The organism is Reyranella sp. (assembly GCF_017305915.1).
In the GTDB taxonomy this organism is placed as follows: Bacteria; Pseudomonadota; Alphaproteobacteria; order Reyranellales; family Reyranellaceae; genus Reyranella.
Genome location: NZ_JAFKJN010000015.1, coordinates 12,993 through 33,433, shown reverse-complemented (window position 1 = coordinate 33,433; position 20,441 = coordinate 12,993). Strand labels below are relative to the sequence as shown.

General features: G+C 68.6%; 21 protein-coding genes. 13 read left to right on the top strand and 8 right to left on the bottom strand.

Going from position 1 to position 20,441, the window contains the following annotated elements; genetic code table 11:
* Nucleotides 1–2: 2 nt before the first annotated feature.
* The 3 genes from J0J01_RS13590 to J0J01_RS13580 are packed head-to-tail and all read left to right on the top strand — an operon-like array spanning nt 3 to nt 2,022.
* On the top strand, nt 3–653 hold the full coding sequence (locus tag J0J01_RS13590) for a hypothetical protein (protein WP_296381397.1): 651 nt from the start codon (nt 3–5) through the stop codon (nt 651–653).
* A 49-nt stretch (nt 654–702) separates the two neighbouring features.
* The gene (locus tag J0J01_RS13585) at nt 703–1,095 is read left to right on the top strand and encodes a VOC family protein (RefSeq protein ID WP_296381395.1); all 393 of its coding nucleotides are present in this window, start codon (nt 703–705) and stop codon (nt 1,093–1,095) included.
* A gap of 27 nt (nt 1,096–1,122) precedes the next feature.
* Complete coding sequence (locus J0J01_RS13580; RefSeq protein WP_296381393.1) at nt 1,123–2,022, top strand: DMT family transporter; 900 nt, start codon at nt 1,123–1,125, stop codon at nt 2,020–2,022.
* Here J0J01_RS13580 and J0J01_RS13575 read toward each other — a convergent pair.
* From J0J01_RS13575 to xseA, 3 genes are read right to left on the bottom strand one after another with little or no spacing between them, the layout of a single operon-like run.
* Complete coding sequence (locus J0J01_RS13575) at nt 2,010–2,858, bottom strand: fumarylacetoacetate hydrolase family protein (protein ID WP_296381391.1); 849 nt, start codon at nt 2,856–2,858, stop codon at nt 2,010–2,012. The two genes, J0J01_RS13580 and J0J01_RS13575, sit on opposite strands and share 13 nt — an antisense overlap.
* Entirely contained in the window at nt 2,858–3,595 is a 738-nt protein-coding gene (locus tag J0J01_RS13570) for a ribonuclease activity regulator RraA (protein ID WP_296381389.1), read from the bottom strand. Before J0J01_RS13570 ends, J0J01_RS13575 begins: the two co-directional genes overlap by 1 nt.
* Before the next feature lie 10 nt (nt 3,596–3,605).
* A complete protein-coding gene (gene xseA, locus J0J01_RS13565; RefSeq protein ID WP_296381387.1) occupies nt 3,606–5,132 on the bottom strand; it encodes an exodeoxyribonuclease VII large subunit in 1,527 nt (508 codons plus the stop codon).
* 58 nt (nt 5,133–5,190) lie between these two features.
* On the opposite strand from xseA, the gene purD reads away from it, so the two are divergent.
* Together purD and J0J01_RS13555 are read left to right on the top strand one after the other, a co-directional pair.
* Nucleotides 5,191–6,468: a phosphoribosylamine--glycine ligase gene (gene purD / locus J0J01_RS13560; RefSeq protein WP_296381385.1), complete on the top strand. Its 1,278-nt coding sequence runs from the start codon at nt 5,191–5,193 to the stop codon at nt 6,466–6,468.
* A gap of 32 nt (nt 6,469–6,500) precedes the next feature.
* On the top strand, nt 6,501–7,628 hold the full coding sequence (locus J0J01_RS13555) for an MBL fold metallo-hydrolase (RefSeq protein WP_296381383.1): 1,128 nt from the start codon (nt 6,501–6,503) through the stop codon (nt 7,626–7,628).
* Between the two features lie 458 nt (nt 7,629–8,086).
* Here the strand turns inward: J0J01_RS13555 and J0J01_RS13550 are convergent, their stop codons facing one another.
* Nucleotides 8,087–8,533 carry a GNAT family N-acetyltransferase gene (locus J0J01_RS13550; protein ID WP_296381381.1) on the bottom strand — a complete coding sequence of 149 codons (447 nt, stop codon included), beginning with the start codon at nt 8,531–8,533 and terminating at the stop codon, nt 8,087–8,089.
* A gap of 78 nt (nt 8,534–8,611) precedes the next feature.
* On the opposite strand from J0J01_RS13550, the gene J0J01_RS13545 reads away from it, so the two are divergent.
* Genes J0J01_RS13545 through pncA form a run of 5 tightly spaced genes read left to right on the top strand, consistent with a single transcriptional unit; the run spans nt 8,612 to nt 14,304 of the window.
* Nucleotides 8,612–10,969, top strand: coding sequence for an Orn/Lys/Arg decarboxylase N-terminal domain-containing protein (locus J0J01_RS13545; RefSeq protein ID WP_296381379.1), 2,358 nt, complete (start codon nt 8,612–8,614; stop codon nt 10,967–10,969).
* 10 nt (nt 10,970–10,979) lie between these two features.
* Nucleotides 10,980–11,543 (top strand): GNAT family N-acetyltransferase, encoded by a 564-nt coding sequence (locus J0J01_RS13540; protein WP_296381376.1) that lies wholly within the window; start codon nt 10,980–10,982, stop codon nt 11,541–11,543.
* Between the two features lie 10 nt (nt 11,544–11,553).
* Nucleotides 11,554–12,564 (top strand): tRNA preQ1(34) S-adenosylmethionine ribosyltransferase-isomerase QueA, encoded by a 1,011-nt coding sequence (queA, locus tag J0J01_RS13535; RefSeq protein ID WP_296381374.1) that lies wholly within the window; start codon nt 11,554–11,556, stop codon nt 12,562–12,564.
* A gap of 13 nt (nt 12,565–12,577) precedes the next feature.
* Nucleotides 12,578–13,714: a tRNA guanosine(34) transglycosylase Tgt gene (gene tgt / locus J0J01_RS13530; RefSeq protein WP_296381372.1), complete on the top strand. Its 1,137-nt coding sequence runs from the start codon at nt 12,578–12,580 to the stop codon at nt 13,712–13,714.
* On the top strand, nt 13,696–14,304 hold the full coding sequence (gene pncA / locus J0J01_RS13525; RefSeq protein WP_296381370.1) for a bifunctional nicotinamidase/pyrazinamidase: 609 nt from the start codon (nt 13,696–13,698) through the stop codon (nt 14,302–14,304). Before tgt ends, pncA begins: the two co-directional genes overlap by 19 nt.
* Before the next feature lie 4 nt (nt 14,305–14,308).
* On the opposite strand, the gene J0J01_RS13520 is transcribed toward pncA, so the two are convergent.
* The 4 genes from J0J01_RS13520 to J0J01_RS13505 all read right to left on the bottom strand — a co-directional run bounded on the left by J0J01_RS13520 (nt 14,309) and on the right by J0J01_RS13505 (nt 18,534).
* Nucleotides 14,309–15,379, bottom strand: a complete 1,071-nt coding sequence (locus J0J01_RS13520) for a DUF4892 domain-containing protein (RefSeq protein WP_296381369.1) — start codon at nt 15,377–15,379, stop codon at nt 14,309–14,311.
* Nucleotides 15,379–16,581: a 3-oxoadipyl-CoA thiolase gene (pcaF, locus tag J0J01_RS13515; RefSeq protein WP_296381367.1), complete on the bottom strand. Its 1,203-nt coding sequence runs from the start codon at nt 16,579–16,581 to the stop codon at nt 15,379–15,381. Before pcaF ends, J0J01_RS13520 begins: the two co-directional genes overlap by 1 nt.
* 84 nt (nt 16,582–16,665) lie before the next feature.
* The gene (locus J0J01_RS13510; protein ID WP_296381366.1) at nt 16,666–17,325 is read right to left on the bottom strand and encodes a class I SAM-dependent methyltransferase; all 660 of its coding nucleotides are present in this window, start codon (nt 17,323–17,325) and stop codon (nt 16,666–16,668) included.
* A 3-nt stretch (nt 17,326–17,328) separates the two neighbouring features.
* Nucleotides 17,329–18,534, bottom strand: a complete 1,206-nt coding sequence (locus tag J0J01_RS13505; protein WP_296381365.1) for a DUF3419 family protein — start codon at nt 18,532–18,534, stop codon at nt 17,329–17,331.
* Nucleotides 18,535–18,635: 101 nt separating this feature from the next.
* Between J0J01_RS13505 and J0J01_RS13500 the strand changes: the two genes are divergently transcribed.
* Genes J0J01_RS13500 through J0J01_RS13490 form a run of 3 tightly spaced genes read left to right on the top strand, consistent with a single transcriptional unit; the run spans nt 18,636 to nt 20,435 of the window.
* Complete coding sequence (locus J0J01_RS13500) at nt 18,636–19,199, top strand: methylated-DNA--[protein]-cysteine S-methyltransferase (protein ID WP_296381364.1); 564 nt, start codon at nt 18,636–18,638, stop codon at nt 19,197–19,199.
* On the top strand, nt 19,192–19,824 hold the full coding sequence (locus tag J0J01_RS13495; protein ID WP_296381363.1) for a DNA-3-methyladenine glycosylase: 633 nt from the start codon (nt 19,192–19,194) through the stop codon (nt 19,822–19,824). The genes J0J01_RS13500 and J0J01_RS13495 overlap by 8 nt, the downstream gene beginning before the upstream one ends.
* Complete coding sequence (locus J0J01_RS13490; protein WP_296381362.1) at nt 19,824–20,435, top strand: glutathione S-transferase family protein; 612 nt, start codon at nt 19,824–19,826, stop codon at nt 20,433–20,435. Before J0J01_RS13495 ends, J0J01_RS13490 begins: the two co-directional genes overlap by 1 nt.
* Nucleotides 20,436–20,441 lie beyond the last annotated feature (6 nt).

Genomic DNA, 20,441 nt, shown 5'->3' with positions numbered 1-20,441 from the left:
CCATGTTCCGCAAGAGTGCGTTGTGCGCCGCCTTGGCGCTACTGTGGTCGTTGCCTGCGGCCGCGGCGTCGATCACCTGGTCGGCGCCCGTGCGCATCACCACTGCCGAGGAAACGCTCGGCCTCGGGCGCGTCCAGGTTGCAGTGCATTTCAGCCCGCTGGCCGATATCGAGGTGAAGCTTGCCAACAAGGCAGTCGTGCGCTTCCAGCGGGCCCGCGCCCAGGTCGCCGAGTTGACTCAGGGCGGCGACCATCACGCGGGGCTGTTTGCGTTCAAGGGCTCGGGCAATGACGCCTTCGACCGGGTGCTGAGCGGCGGTGCCACCGAAGGCGGCGGCGACAGCTCGGGCACGCTGACCCTGCGCGGGCTCGTGCCGGGCAAGCGCTACGCCGTGCAGCTCTTCGCCATCGACATGCGCGGCCGCGACGGCTGCGGCGGCGACATCACCGACTGCCGCCAGCGCGCCGTCGATTTCGGCGACGGGCAGGGCCACTTCTCCAGGCGCGTCCTGGAAGGCAGCCCCTCCTACGTGCTCGGGACCTTCACCGCCGATACCCCGTCGCAGGCGATCATCGTGCGCGGCTGGCAGCTCAACGCCGAAGGCCGCGAGGCCTGGACCCTGAACGCCGTGGTGGTTTACGAGCGGCCATAGCCTTGAACCGGCCGGGCCAGGCGCCCAGATTCAGGATGAGGAGGCGACCATGGCCGAGCTCAACCATCTCATCGTTTGGTCGAAGGACAAGCATGCCTCGGCCAGGTTCCTGGCCGACATACTGGACGTGGCGGTCGGCGCCGAATGGGGACCGTTCATACCGATTCGCACCGGCAACGGCGTCACCATGGACTTCGTCGACGGCGAGAGCACGGTGCGCATGCAGCACTATGCCTTCCTCGTGACCGACGCGGAGTTCGACGCCGCGTTCGGCCGCATCCAGAAGGCCGGCCTCACCTACTGGGCCGATCCGCACAAGGACCGTCCCGGCGAGATCAACCGCCACTGGGGCGGCCGCGGCGTCTATTTCGACGACCCCAACGGCCATCTGCTCGAGCTGATCACCAAGCCCTACGGCGACCTCAAGGACATCAATCGCTGAGCGCAGGCACGCTGTTATGATGGCGCGATGTCTTCCCGCTTCGCGCTCGGCGCGCTCTGCATCATCGGCACCGTCATCCTGTGGTCGGGCTGGTATGTCGTCATCCGCCTCGGCCTGACCTCGAGCAGCCTCGACGTCCAGGACCTCGCCACGCTGCGCTTCGGCGTCGCCGGCTTCCTGCTGCTGCCCGTGCTGTGGAAGCGCGGCTTGGCGCTCGACCGCCTGGGCTGGCAGGGCCTCGTGGCGATCGCACTGGGCGGCGGCGCGCCGTTCGCGCTGCTGGTCGGCGCCGGCCTGGTCTATGCGCCGGTCTCGCATGCCAGCGCCATCACCCAGGGCATGGTGCCGCTCACCGTCGGCCTGGTGGCGGCGGTCGTGCTCAAGGAACGGCTGACGGCCGCACACCTGCTGGGCTTCGCGCTGATCGTCGCCGGCGCGCTGGTCATCGCCGGCGTCACCCTGGCGGCGCTGGCCAGCCGCGAGAGCATCGGCCACGCCTTCTTCGTCGCCGCCGCCTTCATCTGGGCGGGCTACACCGTGGCGCTGCGCAAGGCGCATCTCGAGGGCCTGCACGCGCCGGCGATCGCTGCGGTCGCGTCGCTGGTCCTGTACGTGCCGGTCTACCTGTTCTTTCGCGGCGACCGCCTGCTCGCCGCCCCCGTGCGCGACCTCGTGTTGCAGGGCGTCTGCCAGGGTGTGCTCGTCGCCGTGGTGTCGATGCTGCTCTACAGCCGCGGCGTGGCGCTGCTCGGGGCGACCAGTGCCGGCGCCTTCGTGGCCTTCGGGCCGGTCGCCGCAACCCTGCTGGCGATCGTCGTCCTGGGGGAGACGCCGCGCCTTACCGACCGGGCCGGCATCGCCATCATTACCCTGGGCGTCCTGCTGGCGAGCGGGACATTGCGGAACTGGCGGGCTCAGCCCACCTGATTGGTCAGCCGGCCGATGCCGTCGACCTCCATCGCGACGACATCGCCCTTCTTCAGGAACCTGGGCGGCTTGAAGCCGATGCCGACGCCCGCCGGCGTGCCGGTGGCGATGATGTCGCCCGGCAACAACGTCATGCCAGCCGATATCGTCTCGATCAGGGTCGGGATGTCGAAGATCAGGTCGGCGATCTTGGCGTTCTGGCGCAGCTCGCCATTGACCCAGCAGCGGATGCCGGCCGAAGCGAGATCGACCTCGTCGGCGGTCACTGCCCATGGGCCCATCGGCGCGAAGGTGTCCATCGACTTGCCGAGGAACCATTGCTTGTGGCGGCCCTGCAGGTCGCGCGCCGTCACGTCGTTGACGATGGTGTAGCCCCAGACATGCTTCAGAGCCTCGGCCTTCGAGATGCCGCGCCCGCCCGTGCCGACGATCACCGCCAGCTCGGCCTCGTAGTCGAGCTGGTCGCTGACGCCAGTCGGATAGCGGATCGGCTCGTCCGGCCCGATCACCGACTGCGGCACCTTGGTGAAGATGATCGGCGCCGTCGGGATCGCGTCCGCCGCACCGGTCGAGCTCGAGTCGAAGCCCGACGCCGAGAACTCCTTGGCGTGCTCGTGGTAGTTCTTGCCGACGCACATGATGTTGCGCAAAGGCAGCGGCACCGGTGCCTTGAGCTTCACCGCAGAGAGGGCGATCGCCTGCCCCTTCGGCTCGCCGCGCTGGCCGCGGAACAGATCGTTGATGTCGCCGACCGACACGGGCGTGACCATCTCGCCCGCCTTGTCGACCGCAGCGACGAAGGTCTTGCCCTGATACTCGACTGTCGCGAAACGCATTACTTGGGCCACTCCGCCGGCTCGCCGGCCTTGATCCAGGCCGCGTAGTCGGCCTTGGTCTGGTCGTTGGGTGGATAGACGCCCGGGATCTCGCGGCCCTGGCCGATGCGGATGGCGACGAACTTCTCCAGCCGCTCCTGCTCGAAGGAATCGCGCGCCACCTCGTCGGCAAGGTGCCGCGGCACCACGATGGCGCCGTCCTCGTCGGCCACGATCACGTCGCCGGGATAGACCGGCACGCCGCAGATGCCGACCGGCGTCTGCACCTCGACGGGATGCAGGTTGGCCATGCTGGGCGGCGCCGCGGCCGCGGTCGAATAGACCGGCCAGTCCATCTTGCCGATCACCGGCGTGTCGCGCATCGCGCCGTCGGAGAGCACGCCTGCCACACCGCGCACCTTGAGCCTGAGCGCCAGGATATCGCCCAGCGTGCCCGACCGCGTGTTGCCCTCGGTGGCGACCACCAGCACGTGGCCGGCCGGCGTCTCCTCGATCGCCTTGCGTTGCGCAGAAGGCGGATCGGCCGGCGTCGGCGGCTTGTCGAGATCCTCGCGGCCCGGAATGTAGCGCAGCGTGTAGGCCGGACCGACCAACCGCGTCGCCTTCGGGTTCAGCGGCTTGATGCCGCCGATCGCGCAGTTGCGGAAGCCGCGCTTCAGCATCTGCATCGAGATCGTGGCCGTGCTCGCATACAGGAAGTTCTTCACGGTCTCGGCCGAGAGCGCCGCCGTCGTCATGGTTTCCCCCTTACAACAAAGAGCCTTGATTACCGCCGCTGCTGCCGCTGCCCGGCTCGCGCTTGCGTGACGCCGGAGCGGGCCGTGCACCCGTGGTGCCGTCGCTCACCTTGGCGCGCACCTCGCCGTCGCCGAACTCGATGCCGATCGCGTCGCCGGCCTGGACATCGGCAGCCGACAGCACCGGATGGCCGTCCTGGTCGCGCACCAGCGCGAATCCGCGGTTCAGCACCGAATGGAACGAGTAGCTTTCGAGCAGCTTGCCCAACTGCTCGACCTGGCGCTGGCCGTGCAGCATCAGATCGTCCGAATGCCGCTTCAGCCGCTCGCCGAATTGCTCCAACCGGTCGAAGGCTCGCGCATATTTCTGCAAAGCGTCGGCCTTGAAGTGCCGCATCGCGCCGTCGAGCGCGCGGCCTTCGCTGGCGAGCAACTGCTCCTTGGCATTGATGACGGCGATCGGGCTGGTGAGCCGCGCCCGTTCGAGCTCGTGTCCGCGCCGCTCGACCAGCGCACGGGTGGCGAGGGCGAGCCGTTCGCCGCTGACATCGAGCCGCTGCTGGCGCTCCTCGATCAGCCGGCGCGGATCGCCGAGGCCGCGCGCCAGGCCCGCCAGCTCGGTCGCGGCCTCGCGCAGGGCGCGGTTCAGGCAGGCCATGGTGCGCTGGCCGTAGTCCAGCACCTCGGCGACCAGGTCGGCGCGCACCGGCACGGCCATCTCGGCCGCCGCGGTCGGCGTCGGCGCGCGGCGGTCGGAGGCGAAGTCGATCAGGGTCGTGTCGGTCTCGTGGCCGACCGCGGAGATCAGCGGGATGGTCGAGGCCGCGGCGGCGCGCACCACGACTTCCTCGTTGAAGGCCCACAGGTCCTCCAGGCTGCCGCCGCCGCGCGCCACGATCAGCACCTGCGGCCGCGGCACCGGGCCATCCTCGGGCAGCCGGTTGAATCCGGCGATCGCCGCCGCGACCTCGCCGGCTGCCCGCTCGCCCTGCACCGACACCGGCCAGACCAGCACGCGGCGCGGAAAGCGGTCGCTGAGGCGATGCAGGATGTCGCGGATCACCGCCCCGGACGGCGAGGTCACGACGCCGATCACCTCGGGCAGGAACGGCAGCGGCCGCTTGCGATCGAGATCGAACAGGCCCTCGGCGGCGAGCTTCTTGCGGCGGTCCTCGAGCAGCTTGAGCAGCGCGCCTTCCCCGGCCAGCTCCAGCCGGTCGATGATGATCTGGTAACGCGACGAGCCGGCATAGGTGGTGATCTTGCCGGTGGCGATCACCTCCATGCCTTCCTCGACCTTGATGCCGAGCCGCGGCAGCGTGGTCTTCCAGCACACCGCGTCGATCACGGCGTTCTCGTCCTTGAGCCGGAAATAGCAGTGGCCGGAGCGCGGGAAGCTGGGCTGGCTGATCTCGCCCCGCACCCGGACGCGCGGGAACGCGCCCTCGAGCTGGCGCTTCAGCGCGGACGACAGCTCGGAAACGGAGAATTCGGGGACGTTGCTTGGCGGTCCCGAAGGGGGTTCGAGGTTATCCATTGTTGAGGCAAGCCTAGCGGCTTGTATGACCCGCGCAAACTGTGGTCAAAGCCCTGACATGCGAATCCTGGTGGTGGGCGGCGGCGGCCGCGAGCACGCGCTCTGTTGGGCGATTTCCGCGTCCCCCCTGTGCACAAAATTATACTGCGCCCCCGGCAATGCCGGCATCGCCGAAGTGGCCGAATGCGTCGAGGTCGGGGCGGAGGACATCCCCGGCCAGGTGGCGCTGGCTGAGCGCCTGAAGATCGATTTCGTGGTGATCGGGCCGGACGCGCCGCTGGTCGCCGGCATGGCCGATGGCTTCACTGCCGCCGGCATCAAGGTGTTCGGCCCTTCCAAGGCGGCGGCCCAGCTCGAAGGCTCCAAGAGCTTCACCAAGGAACTCTGCCGCAGGCACCACATCCCAACCGCCGCCTACGAGCGCTTCACCGACGCCGCCAAGGCGGAGGCCTACATCAGGAAGCAAGGCGCGCCGATCGTGGTGAAGGCCGACGGCCTCGCCGCCGGCAAGGGCGTGATCGTGGCCGAGACGGTCGAGCAGGCGGTCGCCGCCGCGCGCGACATGCTGGAGGGCAACCGCTTCGGCGCTTCGGGCGCCTCGATCGTGGTCGAGGAGTTCATGGATGGCGAGGAGGTCAGCCTGTTCGCGCTCTCCGACGGCGAGCATGTCCTGCCGCTGGTCGGAGCGCAGGACCACAAGCGCGCCTTCGACAACGACAAGGGGCCCAATACCGGCGGCATGGGCGCCTACTCGCCCGTGCCGATCCTCGACCCGGCGATGTTCGACCGCTCGATGCGCGAGATCATCCTGCCGACGGTCAAGGCACTGAAGGAAGAAGGCACGCCGTTCAAAGGAGTGCTCTATGCCGGGCTGATGATCGGCAAGAACGGCCCGCGATTGGTCGAGTACAATTGCCGCTTCGGCGATCCCGAAGCCCAGGTGATGATGATGCGGCTGAAGTCCGACATCGTGCCGGCGCTGATCGCCTGTGCCGACGGCGGGCTGAAGCATTTCGACCTGCGCTGGACCGACGAGACCGCGCTGACGGTGATCCTCGCGACCAGGGGCTATCCCGACTCCTATCCCAAGGGCAGCGAAATCCGCGGGCTGGAGGCCGCGTCGAAGGTCCCCGGCGTGCAGATCTTCCACGCCGGCACCCGGGCCGACGGCAACCGCATCCTCGCCAATGGCGGGCGCGTGCTGAACGTGACGGCGATGGCGCCCACCGTGCAGGAAGCCCGCGCGCGGGCGTACCGCGCCGTGGACCTGATCGATTGGCCCGAGGGCTTTTGCCGACGCGATATCGCATGGCGGGCAGTCGGTTCGCAGAAGTGACAGGCTCGGGCGACCCGGCCTAGACTCCGGCCATGCCCGATTCACCCGACCTTTCGCAGCGCCTGCTGGCGCAACTGCGCTTTCCTAGCGGCGAGGTGCCGGAGCCCGGCACGATCAAGAACGTCGCGCCCGGCATCTACTGGCTGCGCATGCCGCTGCCCTTCCAGCTCAACCACATCAATCTGTGGCTGATCGACGAGAAGGACGGCTGGACGATCGTCGACACCGGCATCAACTCCGAGCCGACCCGCGAGCTGTGGGACAAGATCTTCGCCGAGCAGCTCGACGGCCGGCCAGTACGCCGGGTGATCGGCACCCACCTGCATCCCGACCATATCGGTTTGGCCGGCTGGCTGTGCGAGCGCTGGAACGCGCCGCTCTACATGACGCTGGGCGAGTACATGAGCGCCATCGCCGCGCGCAACGACTTCATCGAGAACGAGAGCGTGCGCGGCGCGCACCTCGCGCGCAACGGCGTGCCGGCCGACAAGATCGGGCTGTTCCACCGCCACAAGGGCGGCTACGCCAAGGGCGTGGTGCCGCTGCCCACCGCCTTCCAGCGGCTGATCCATGCCCATCCGATCACCATCGGCGGCCATCGCTGGGACGTCATCGTCGGCCGCGGCCATGCGCCCGAGCACGCCTCGCTGTGGTGCCCCGAGCTCAACGTGCTGATCGCGGGCGACCAGGTGCTGCCCAAGATCAGCACCAATGTCGGCGTGTGGCCCAATGAGCCATTGGCCGATGCGCTGACCTGGTTCCTCGACGGCTTCTCGCGCTTCCGCCGCCTGCCGGCCGACGCGCTGGTGCTGCCGAGCCACGGCTTCCCCTTCGTCGGCCTGCACACCCGCCTCGACCAGCTCGTGGCCCACCACGATGCCCGCCTCAACGACATGACGACGGCGATCGCCCGCCGCGGCGCCGAGGGTGCCACCGGCTGGGACATGGTGCCGGTGCTGTTCCCGCGCCATCTCGACAACAACCAGGTCGTCTTCGCCTTCGGCGAGACACTGGCTCATCTCCATTGCCTCGAGACCCGGGCCCGGGTGAAGCGCACGGTGGTCGGCGGGGTGCACCGCTTCGTCGCCCTGGTCGACCCGCTCGCCCAGCCGCCGGCCGACGATTCGGACACCGACGTGATGGATACCGGCGCGGCCTAGACCCGGATACCTCGCCCAATAATTTTCTTTTCGGGCCGGTTTAAATTTCCCGTGCGTCGAGCTCCGATTTGCAGGGAAAACGCGGCCGCGCGCCTCGACGGCCCGCATTTCGCGCTCGCGGGCGACGTCATTATGGGCAATGGAACGGTCGATTCGCCTGCGTTTGCTTAAGGATTCGCGCGTTCCATTGCCCATAATAGGTGTTCGGCGCGTCCTGAGGCAGGGTGGCGCGCATGATGATGCACTACGTCACGACCATTCCCGCATGGGCCGCCCGCTGCCTGAGCGCGGCCCTGCCGGGACTCTGGACAGAGCGTTTTTTCAGGGGCCCCCGGGGGTCGGTGGATTCGTGGACTCCGGGCCGAAAATGCCGATGGCATCGGCATCGGACCGGTCCACGCAAGTGTGGACTCTTGTGGACTCTCGTGGACTCCCGGCATCCCCGGCGGGCAGTCGCTCTAGCGCTGCCAGCGGTAGCGCACGTCGGGCATCTTCTCTTCGTTGTCCCGGCCGTCGGTGAAGCGGATCGCGCGGAACCCGTGCCGTTCGTAGAAGCGGCGGGCACCGGTGTTGGCCTGGAAGCACCACAATTCCAGCGCGGCGGCCGCGGCCTTGGCGCCGTCCAGCAGCAGGCTTCCGGCGCCCGCGCCGATGAACTCCGGATGGGTGTAGAGCAGGCGGAGCTCCTCGCCATCGCGGGCCAGGAACGAGGCGATGCGGCCCGCGTTCTCGGCCACCGTGACCTCGCATTCCTTCAGGACGACGTTGGCGATGAAGCCGCGGTCTTCCTCGACAGTGTGCAGTATCGGCAGGAAGGTGAGCAGCCGGAAGGACGGCGACAACACCGCCGCGATGGCGTCGGCATCGACCGCTGTTGCCCGCCGGCAGGTGAAGCGCGTTGTCATGTTGTAGTTTGAACCGGATCGGCCCGACGTAACAGCGCTGTCATGGAATGCGCCGACACCTCGGGCCAGGAGGCAGGCATGGATTATTTTCGGCGGTTCAACTTCCTGTTCGCGATGCCCAGCTTCGATGTCGACAACCTCGAAGGCGTGCGGCTGAACCAGATCGTGCAGGAGATCGAGCGGTCGGGCTTCGAGGTCGTCAAGGCGCGCAAGCTCGAGGACGCCGAGATCGCCGTCCAGACCGACGCCGCGATCGGCTGCATGGTGGTCGACTGGAGCCGCAAGGGCCTGGAGGGACGCGCCGCCGCGCTGATCAACCTGATGCGGCGCCGCGGCCTCGACCTGCCGGTCGTGCTGCTGATCCGCCGCCAGCGCTTCGAGGACATCCCGGTCGAGGTGCTCGACTTCATCGACGGCTACATCTTCCTGTCGGAGGAGACGCCGGCCTTCATCGCCCGCAACCTGATCAGCCGCCTCAAGAAGTACGCCGATACGCTCAAGACGCCGTTCTTCGGCACGCTGGTCGACTACGCCGAGGAGGGCAACCAGCTCTGGACCTGCCCCGGCCACAACGGCGGCATGTTCTACAATCGCAGCCCGATCGGCCGGGTGTTCGTCGAGCATCTCGGCGAGGCGGTGTTCCGCGACGATCTCGACAACTCCGTCCTGGATCTCGGTGATTTGCTGACCCACGAGGGCCCGGCCCTCGCCGCCCAGAAGGAAGCGGCCAAGATCTTCGGCGCCGAGAAGACCTACTTCGTGCTGAACGGCACCTCGACCTCCAACAAGGTGGCGCTGGGCGCCCTGGTCACCGACGGCGATCTCGTCCTGTTCGACCGCAACAACCACAAGGCGGCGCACCACGGCGCGCTGCTGATCAACGGCGGCATCCCGGTCTATATCCCGACCACGCGCAATGCCTGGGGCCTGATCGGCCCGATGCGCTGGGACGCGCTCGACGAGACCGCGTTGCGCGAGCGCATCAGGAGCCATCCGCTGGTCGAGGATCCCGAGCTGTGGCGCAAGCCCCGGCCGTTCCGCGTCGCCGTGATCGAGCAGTGCACCTACGACGGCAGCATCCACAGCGCCGAGATGATCCTGAAGCGGATCGGTCCCCTCTGCGACTACATCCTGTTCGACGAGGCCTGGGCGGGCTTCATGAAGTTCCATCCGATCTACGCCCAGCGCTTCTCGATGGGCCTCGCCAATCTCGGCCCCGAGGCGCCGGGCGTCATCGCCACCCAGTCGACCCACAAGCAGCTCGCGAGCTTCAGCCAGGCCTCGCAGATCCACATCAAGGACAGCCACATCAAGGGCCAGAAGCGCCATGTCGGGCATCGGCGCTTCAACGAGAGCTTCATGCAGTACGCCTCGACCTCGCCGTTCTATCCGCTGTTCGCCTCGCTCGACGTCGGGGCGCAGATGATGAAGGGCCGCTCGGGCGAGGTGCTGTGGGACGACACGATCCGGCTCGGCATCGAGCTGCGCAAGAAGATCCGCGCCATCCGCCGCGAGTTCGAGGAGCAGGAGTCGCGGCCCGAGCGCGGCTGGTTCTTCGAGCCGTTCGTGCCCGACCGCATCGCCATCCCCGACGCCGGCCGCGCCGGCGCAGTCCACGACGTGGCCTGGGAATCGGTCAGCACCGACCAGCTCGCCTCCGACCCGCGCTACTGGCAGCTCGCGCCCGACGCGCGCTGGCACGGCTTCGACGGCATGGAAGCGGGCTTCGCGATGACCGATCCCAACAAGCTCACGCTGCTGACGCCGGGCTTCGACCGCGCCACCGGCGCCTATGCCGAGCACGGCATCCCGGCGCCGGTGGTCGCGCAGTACCTGCGCGAGAACCGCATCGTGGCGGAGAAGAACGACCTCAACTCCCTGCTCTTCCTGCTGACCCCCGGCGTCGAGGCCAGCAAGGCCGGCACGCTGGTGAGCGGCCTGGTCGCCTTCAAGAAGCTGCACGACGACAACGCCCCGCTCGAGGAGGCCATCCCCGAGTTCTTCCGGCGCCGGCAGGGCCGCTACGCCGGCGTGCGCCTGCGCGACCTCTGCGCCAACATGCACAGGTTCTTCCGCGAGGCCAATGTCAGCGCCCTGCAGGCCCGGCAGTTCGCGGCCGAGCACCTGCCGGAGATCGCGATGTCGCCGCGCGACGCGGCCACCGCCCTGACGCGCAACGACGTCGACTACCTGCCGATCGACCGGATCGCCGGCCGCATCGCCACCACGCCGTTCGTGGTCTATCCGCCGGGCATCGCCACCATCGTGCCGGGCGAGCGGCTCACCGAGCGGGCACAGCCGATGATCGACTACCTGCTGATGTTCGAGAAGTGCTTCAACACCTTCCCGGGCTTCGATGTCGAGATCCAGGGCGTCTACCGCGAAACCGACGCGGACGGCCGCGTCCGGCTTTACACCTACATGGTCTCCGAATAAGTCGTCGGGGATGGAAGCCCTCCAGACCGACAGCCAACCGATCCTCGTCCGCCCGTCGCGCGACGGCGACGTCGACGCCATGCTGGCGATCTATCGCCATCACATCCGGCGCGGCATCGAGCCGGGCGTGATCGACACCGGCGCGCCCGAGCCGGACGATCTGCGCGAGCGGCGCAAGAACATGCGCACCCGCCGCCTGCCGCACGTCGTGGCGACCTCCAGCGATACGGTGGTGGGCTATGCCTATGCCGTGCTGTTCCGCAAGCGGCCGGCCTATCGCTACACCGCCAAGCATTCGATCTACATCCATCACGACCATATGGGCCGCGGCATCGGCCGGAAGCTACTGCAGGCGCTGGTCGATGCCTGCGCCGCCGCCGGCTACCGGCAGATGATCGGCTATGTCGATGCGGACAACACCGCGTCGCTGGCGCTGCACACCAATTTCGGCTTCGCCAGGGTCGCCTTCCTGCCCGGCGTCGCCTTTCGTCATGGCCGCTGGTCCGACACGGTCATGGTGCAACGCTCGATTGGCCCGGGATCGACCGAACCGCCGCCGTTCACGGGAAGCTGACGGCGCCTGAATGCGCGTCGACCTCTTCGACTTCGACCTCCCTCAGGACCTGATCGCCCAGCGGCCTGCGGCCCCGCGCGATTCGGCGCGCCTGCTCGACGTCGCGCCGGACGGCCTGCACGACCGCACGGTGCGCGACCTGCCCGGCCTGCTTCAGGCGGGCGACCTGCTGGTGTTCAACGACACCCGCGTGATCCCGGCCCGCCTGCTCGGCACGCGGGCGAGCGGCGGCAAGGTCGAGGCGCTGCTGATCCGCCGACAGGCGGCCGACCGCTGGCTCGCCTTCGCGAAGCCGGGCAAGCGCCTCAGGATCGGCGACGCCCTCACCTTCGATGCCCTCGCCGGCCGGGTCGCCGCCAAGCACGCCGACGGCTCGATCGACATTGCCTTCGACCGCAGCGGCGCCGAGCTGATGGCTGCGATCGAGACGGCCGGCGCCGTGCCGCTGCCACCCTATATCCGTGACGGCATCGCCGACGCCCGCGACCGCGCCGACTACCAGACACTGTTCGCCAGGATCGACGGCTCGGTCGCGGCACCCACTGCCGGCCTGCATTTCACACCCGAGCTGATGGCTGCCCTCGACGCCGCCGGCGTCCTCACCGCCAGCGTCACGCTGCATGTCGGCGCGGGCACCTTCCAGCCGGTGCGGGTCGACGACACCGACCAGCACGTCATGCACTCCGAATGGGGCGAGGTCCCGCAGGCCACCGCCGACGCCATCGCCTCGGCCAGGCGCGTGGTCAGCATCGGCACGACGGCGCTGCGCCTGCTGGAGAGCGTTGCTCGCGACGGACCGGTGCGCGCCTGGACCGGCGAGACCGACATCTTCATCACGCCGGGCTTCCGGTTCCGCGCGGTCGACGTCCTGCTGACCAACTTCCACCTGCCGCGCTCGACTTTGTTCATGCTGGTTTCGGCCTTCGCCGGGCTGGCCCGCATGAAGGCGGCCTACGCCCATGCCGTGGCGGAGCGATACCGCTTCTATTCCTACGGCGATTGTTGTCTGTTGCAGCGATGAGGCTTGTGTATCGATGAGCCTGGGCTTCGACCTTCTCGGCACCGACGGAACAGCCCGCCGCGGCCGGCTCACGACCGCGCACGGCACGGTCGAGACGCCGGCCTTCATGCCGGTCGGCACGGCGGGCACGGTCAAGGCGATGCTGCCGCAGTCGGTCGCCGAGACCGGCGCCGAGATCGTGCTGGGCAACACCTTCCACCTGATGCTGCGGCCCGGCGCCGAACGGGTCGCGGCGCTGGGCGGCCTGCACAAGTTCATGAACTGGCCCAAGCCGATCCTGACCGATTCAGGCGGCTTCCAGGTGATGTCGCTCAAGGAGCTGCGCAAGCTCGACAAGGACGGCGTCACCTTCCGTTCGCCGGTCGACGGCAGCCAGCACCGCCTGACGCCCGAGCGCTCGATCGAGATCCAGCATCTGCTCGATGCCAACATCACCATGTCGTTCGACGAATGCACGACCTGGCCGGTCGAGGAGCCCGCCGCCGCCGAGTCGATGCGGCTCTCGATGGTGTGGGCCGAGCGCGGCCGCCGCGCCTTCAAGGACCGGCCGGGCTACGGCCTGTTCGGCATCGTGCAGGGCAGCGTCTATCCGGCGCTGCGGGCCGAGAGCTGCAAGCGCCTGACCGACATCGGCTTCGACGGCTATGCGATCGGCGGGCTCGCGGTCGGCGAAGGCCAGGCGATGATGTTCCAGACCCTCGACACGACGCTGCCGCAGCTTCCCGCCGACCGGCCGCGCTACCTGATGGGCGTCGGCCGGCCGGCCGACATCGTCGGCGCGGTGAAGCGCGGCATCGACATGTTCGACTGCGTGATGCCGACCCGCGCCGGCCGCACCGCGCAGGCCTTCACCCGCCGCGGCGAGCTCAACCTGCGCAACGCCCGCCATCGCGACGATCCGCGGCCGATCGACGAAAAGTGCAGCTGCCCGGCCTGCCGCAACCACAGCCGCGCCTATCTCCATCACCTGATCCGCGCCGAGGAGATCCTCGGCGCCATGCTGCTGACCTGGCACAATCTCCAGTACTATCAGGACGTCATGCGCGGCCTGCGCAGCGCCATCGAAAGCCGGTCGCTCGAGTCCTGGATCGCCGGCTTCGAGGCCGAGCAGGCCCGAGGGGACATTCCGCCATGCCCAACGAAGCCCTGATCGTCGTCGACATGCAGAACGACTTCTGCGAGGGCGGCGCGCTGGCGGTGCCCGGCGGCAACGCGATCGTGCCGCGGGTCAACCAGCTCATCGCCCAGGCCGACCATGTCGTGCTGACCCAGGACTGGCATCCGCCGGGGCACGCCTCGTTCGCCTCGTCGTGGGACGGCGCCGAGCCGTTCAGCATGCGCGACTTCCCGTACGGGCCGCAGACGATGTGGCCGACGCATTGCGTGCAGGGCACCAGGGGCGCCGGGTTCCATCCCGATCTCGAAGCGACCAAGGCCGAGATGATCGTGCGCAAGGGCTTCCATCGCGGCGTCGATTCCTACTCGGCATTCCGGGAGAACGACCGCATGACGCGCACCGGCCTCGACGGCTACCTCAAGGCGCGCGGCATCACCAAGGTCGTGCTGTGCGGGCTGGCGCTCGACTTCTGCGTCGCCTGGTCGGCGCTCGATGCCAAGCGGGCCGGCTTCGACGTCACGGTCGCCGTCGATGCCACAGCCGCCATCGACCTCGACGGCAGCCGCGCCAAGATGCTCCACGAGATGCGCCAGGCGGGCGTCAAGCTCACTCCGTCATCCTGAGGGGTTACTGTCGAACCAGCTCGACCCGCCGGTTCTTGGCCTGTCCGTCCTCGGTGTCGTTGGGGGCGAGCGGGCTGAGCGGGCCGACGCCCTTTGACACCAACCGGTCGGCGGCGATGCCGAAGCGGGTCGCCAGCGCCTTGGCGACGGCGTCGGCGCGGCGTTGCGACAGGTCGGTGTTGTAAACGAGCGTGCCCTTGTTGTCGGTGTGGCCGACGATGAAGACCTTCAGCCCGGCGCTCGACTTCAGCAGGTTCGCCATCTCGGCGAGCTGCTTGTCGGACTCCGGCTTGATGTCGGCCTTGTCGAAGTCGAACAGGATGCCGTAGAGCGCCACCCGGCCGTCCTTGCCCAGCGCGCCGCCGATCTGCTCGGCCGACACGAAGGCCAGGTTCTGCTGCATCGCCTTGGTCTCGAGCACGTCGAGCATCGCCAGCACGCGGCCCTTGAGCGCCGACGAGACGTTGCCCATCGAGCCGCCGGTCTGGGTCGCGGCATAGAGCGAGACATAGACCTCGCCGCCGTTGGCTGCCGCGAACTGGCCGACCCATAGCCGCTGGTCGGCGGCGGGATCGACGTACTCCAGCACGTTGCCGGTGAGGTCGCGGCGGGCGCGGCTGTAGGCGCTGCCCTCGGGCTTCAGCGCGCGCGGCACGCCGTGCAGCTTGTGGAAGTCCTCGCCGCACTCGGTCTTGCTGCATTGGAACAGCGTCTTGGCGCCCTTCCCCTCCAGCTCGTTGGTGTAGTTGCGCACGACCTCGAGCGTCGAGCGGCCCTCGGGAATGACGTAGACGGTGCGGGTCAGCCGGCCCTCGACGGTCTGCGCCTTGGTGTAGCGCAGCTTCTTGTCAGGATCGGTCTGGTAGGACGAGCCGGTCGCGGGCCCGAGCGGCAGGCTGAGCTCGTCGAAGTCCTTCTTCGTCTGGGCGAGGATGAAGGAGCCGGCATAGCGCGGCAGAAGCTGGTCGCCCGAGCCGGGCGCGTTGCTGGTGAGTTCCCTGGCGAACTGCGGTTCGACCTGCGCCTGCGCTGCCGAGGCCAAGAGAGCGACGGCGGCGATCAGCAGCAGCCGCATCAGACGCGCTCGAGCGCCAGCGCGATGCCCTGGCCGACACCGATGCACATGGTGCAGAAGGCGCGCTTGCCGCCGGTCGCCTCGAGCTGGTTGAGGGCGGTGATCATCAGCCGGCCGCCCGAGGCGCCCAGCGGATGGCCCAGCGCGATCGCGCCGCCGTTGGGGTTCACGTTCTCGGCGTCGTCGGCGAGGCCGAGCTGGCGCAGCACCGCGAGCGCCTGGGCGGCGAAGGCCTCGTTGAGCTCGATGGTGTCGAAGTCCTTGACCGTCATGCCGAGCTTGGCGAGCAGCTTCTGGGTCGCCGGCACCGGGCCGATGCCCATCACGCGCGGCGGCACGCCGGCCGAAACGGTGCCGAGGATGCGCGCGCGCGGGGTGAGGCCATTGGCCTTCGCGGCGGCTTCCGAGGCGATGATCATGGCGCAGGCGCCGTCGTTGATGCCCGAGGAGTTGCCCGCGGTCACCGAGCCGCCTTCGCGGAATGCGGCGGCCAGCTTGGAGAGCGCCTCCATCGTGGTGTCGCCGCGCGGATGCTCGTCCTTGTCGATGACGGTCTCGGCCTTGCGGGTCTTGACCGTGACCGCGACGATCTCCTTGTCGAAGAAGCCCTTGTCCTGGGCGGCCTTGCAGCGGCGCTGGCTGCGATAGGCGAAGGCGTCCTGGTCGGTGCGGCTGATCTGGTGCTCGGTCGCGACGTTCTCGGCAGTCTGGCCCATCGGGTCGACGCCGTAGACGGCCTTCATCTTGGGGTTGACGAAGCGCCAGCCCAGCACGGTGTCCTCGAGCTTCATGCCGCGGTCGAACGGCCCCTCGGGCTTGCCCATGACGTAGGGCGAGCGGGTCATGCCCTCGACGCCGCCGGCGATGATCATGTCGGCCTCGCCGAGCTTCACGGCGCGGGCGGCGTGGCCTGCCGCTTCGAGGCCGGAACCGCACAGGCGGTTGACCGTGGCGCCCGCGACCTCGACCGGCAGGCCGGCCAGCAGGCCCGCCATGCGCGCGACGTTGCGGTTGTCCTCGCCGGCCTGGTTGACGCAGCCATAGATCACGTCGTCGACCGCGCCCCAATCGACGCCGCCGTTGCGCGTCATCAGCGCCTTGATCGGATGGGCGGCAAGGTCATCGACGCGGACGGCCGACAGGCCGCCGTTGTAGCGGCCGACAGGGGTGCGGATGGCGTCGCAAATGAAGGCTTCGGTCATCTCGGGGAACTCCGGCGGAACCAACGGTATCGTCCGGCGTACCACCGGCCGCCGACGCTGCCAATGGGCCGCCGGCCCGAGCGATCAACCAGCGAGACGGCGGCAGATGGCGTATTGCGCGTAGCCCCTGAACGGCCGCTCGAAGATCGTGAGCGCGCCGGTGTGCAGGCCGAGCAGGGTCAGCTCGGCCTCCAAATCGTCACGCGGTGTGACGTGAAACATCCGCAGCCATTCGCGCAAGGCCTGGCGGAACCAGCCCGGCAGGCGCTCCTGGGCGCCGAAATCGACGACATGCAGCTCGCCGCCCGGCGCCAGCCAGGTGAGCGAGCGCGCCAGCACCGCCTGCCAGCCCGGGATCATCGACAGGCTGTAGGAGATGAAGATGCGCGAGAAACCCGGCACGCCGAACAGCAGTGCCGGGTCGAACGAGGTGGCGTCGGCGCGAGCGAGGCGGATGTCGGCCCCCAGGCCCTCGCGCTCGACCAGGCGGCGCGCGGTCCCGAGCATCTCCGAGGAGACGTCGATGCCGAAGAAATGAACGTCGCGATAGGTGCGGGCGGCGACGATCAGGTTGCGGGCGGTGCCGCAGCCGACCTCCAGGACGCGGCTGCCGGCCGGCGGGTCGAGGCGGCGGATCAGCCGGTCGCGACCGAGCAGATAGTATTTTCGGGTGGCATCGTAGACATGACGCTGGCGACGATAGAGGCGATCCATCAGCTCGTCCGACGCAGCGAAGTCCGTCATCTCTCAGCCTCCGAAGACGTAGAGGTGGAAGCCGCCGTAGATCGCCGAGCGGTCGCGCGAGCCCAGCGCCTGCGACTGCTCGGCCTCGTAGTGCCAGCGATCGAGGATCTCCGGCGCGACCCGGCCCGGCAGCAGCGACGGCTCGGCGGCGGTGCGGAAGATCACGCGCGCGCCCGGCCGCGCGGTGCGGGTGATCTCGCGCCACAGCGCATTGAGCTGGGCATCGGTCATCCAGTCCTGGGCGTCGAGCAGGACGTAGCGGTCGCGCGAGCCGTCGGCGCAGTTTGCGAGATACTCGGTCACCGAGCGGTTCAGCACCTCGACCCGGTCGACGCGCGCACGCAGGGAGTCGAAGTGCTCGCGCCGCAGGTAGGGCGGCAGCGGACCCGAGGCGTTCTCGGCATAGGAGCGGCCGAACGCCTGCCAGGCGAAGTAGTTGTCGTCGAGGCTGAAGCCGCAGGCCAGCCGCTCCAGCCGCTGGCGCAGGACATGGCGCATGTCGCCGTCGCCGGCCAGCGCCTCGTATTGCGCCGGCGGGATGCCGAGGCCGTAGAGCGACAGCCGGTTGGCGGTGGCCCAGCGCACGGCGCGCTTGTCGAACAAGGGAGCCAGGGTGGTCTCGAAGAACGCGCGCTGCTCCTCGAGCGTGCGGGCGCTCAAGAGCTCCTTGAGGTCGACGCCGTAGGCGCGGCAGATCGCATGGGTCAGGCCGATGAACGAGCCCAGCACGCCATGGGCATAGGCGTTGCGGGCGAAGATCGAGATGCGCCGGCGGCCGAGCTGCTGGATGCTGCGGCCCTCCCAGTAGAGGCGGCTCTGCGAATCGAGATGCGGCGCGATCAGCCGGTCGTAGGCTTCGACATTGGCCTCGTCGTCGGCGGCGCCGAAGAAGCGGTAGAAGGTCGCCCAGGACGGCAGGCGGCTGGCCGACACCAGCTTCAGCCGGTTGAGCGCGACATGGGCGCGGCTGAGATCGACGGCGGTGATGCGCGCCGGATCGCCAGTGAGATAGGACAGGACGTTGCAACCGCCCGAGGCGATCGCCACGATATGGCTGTCGGGTTGCAGCGCCAGCGCCTGGAGATCGACCTCCGGGTCTTCCCAGATCTGGGTGTAGACCAGGCCGCGGAACAGCCGTTCGAACAGCCCCTCCAGGAGCCCTTCCCGGCTCAGCGCCCGGTGGCGACGAACGGCCTGCTTGAGCCGCAAATTGTTCTCAGCCCGCGGATAGACCAATCCTGGGACTCCAAATTACAACAATCCTCCCAACATAGGGGGTGTCAGTGCCAGTTTGATGACAAGGTATCGACATGAGCACCTCGTTCAGTCTGTTCGACACGCCGATCGGCACCTGCAGTCTGGTCTGGATCGGCGACAAGATCGTGGGCTTGCGGCTGCCCGAGGCGAGCGCCGACGCCACCCGCTCCCGCATCACGCGGCGTTGGCCCGGCGCCGAGGAACAGGCGCCGCCACCCGCTGCGATGCAGGCGACGATCGACCGCGTGCTGCGGCTGCTCGCCGGCGAGAAGGTCGATCTCAGCGACGCGCCGCTCGACTTCGGCGACTCGCCGGATTTCCACAAGCGCGCCTATGCAATCGCGCGCACCATCCCGCCCGGCCGGACCATGACCTACGGCGAGATCGCCAAGCGCCTCGGCGAGCCGCACGAAGCGCGCGAGGTCGGCCAGGCGATGGGCAAGAACCCGATCGCCATCCTGATGCCCTGCCATCGCGTGCTGGGTGCCGACGGCAAGATGGGTGGCTTCTCGGCCAACGGCGGCGTCGCCACCAAGCGGCGCATCCTGGAGATCGAGGGCGCGGCCGCGCTCGGCGCCGGTCCCCTGTTCGCGGGCCTCGACCAGCGTCGTGGCTGAGTTCGGCTTCGACCCGAGGAAGGCGGTCCGTCATCTGAAGGCCGCCGATCCGGCGCTGGCCGCGGTGATCGCCGCGGTCGGCCCGTTCGCGATGGAGCTCAAGACTTCGCGCAGCCTGTTCGGCGCGCTCGCCGAGGCGATCGTCTACCAGCAGCTCTCGAACAAGGCGGCGGCCACGATCTACGGCCGCGTCGAGGCGCTGTTCCCGCGCGCCAAGGACGGCTTCACGCCAAGTCATATCCTGAAGGCGACCGACGACGCTTTGCGCGGCTGCGGCCTGTCGCGCGCCAAGGTGCTGGCCGTACAGGACCTCGCCCGCCGCGTCCACGGCAAGGAGCTGCCGACCCTCGACGAGGCGCACGCCCTCGACGACGCCGCGCTGATCGAGCGGCTGGTCACCGTGCGCGGCATCGGCCGCTGGAGCGCGGAGATGTTCCTGATGTTCCGACTCGGCCGGCCGGACGTGCTGCCGCTCGACGACTACAGCCTGCGTAAGGCCTATGCGAAGGCGTTCGGCAAACGCGCCCTGCCCTCGCCTCAGGCGCTGGAGAAGCATGGCGAGACGTGGCGCCCCTATCGTACCGTCGCGAGCTGGTACCTGTGGCGAACCCTGGAGCAGAAGTGATGACCCTTGATTTCTACTATGCCTCCGGATCCCCTTATGCTTGGCGCGTCTGGCTGGCGCTGACGCACAAGGGCATCGCCTTCGACTGGAAGCTGCTGTCGTTCGACGCCGGCGATCTCGAGAAGCCCGCCTTCCGATCGATCAACCCACGACAGAAGGTGCCGGCGATCGTCGATGACGGCTTCGCGCTCTACGAATCGGCAGCGATCCTCGAGTACTTCGAGGACAAGCAGCCCGAGCCGCGCCTGTTCTCCGCCGACATCAAGGAGCGCGCGACCCAGCGCCGCCTGGTCCGCGAGGCCGACAACTACTTCGCCGAAGCGATGGAGCACCTGCTCGAAGCGGTGATGGAGAAGAAGCCGGCCGATCCCGCGGCGATGCACAAGGAGATCGCGAGCTGGGAATCCGCCCTCACCGGCGATTTCCTCGCCGGCCCGATGTCGGCAGCCGACTTCACGCTTTATCCGATGGCCGCCTTGCTGGAACGCGTGGCCGTGCGCAATCCGCAGGCACTGCCGGCCGACCTGATCCCGCCGCGACTCGCTGCATGGATGGCGCGAATGGCAGCGCTCGACATCGTGCAGAAAACCCGGCCGCCGCACTGGAAATAGTCGCCA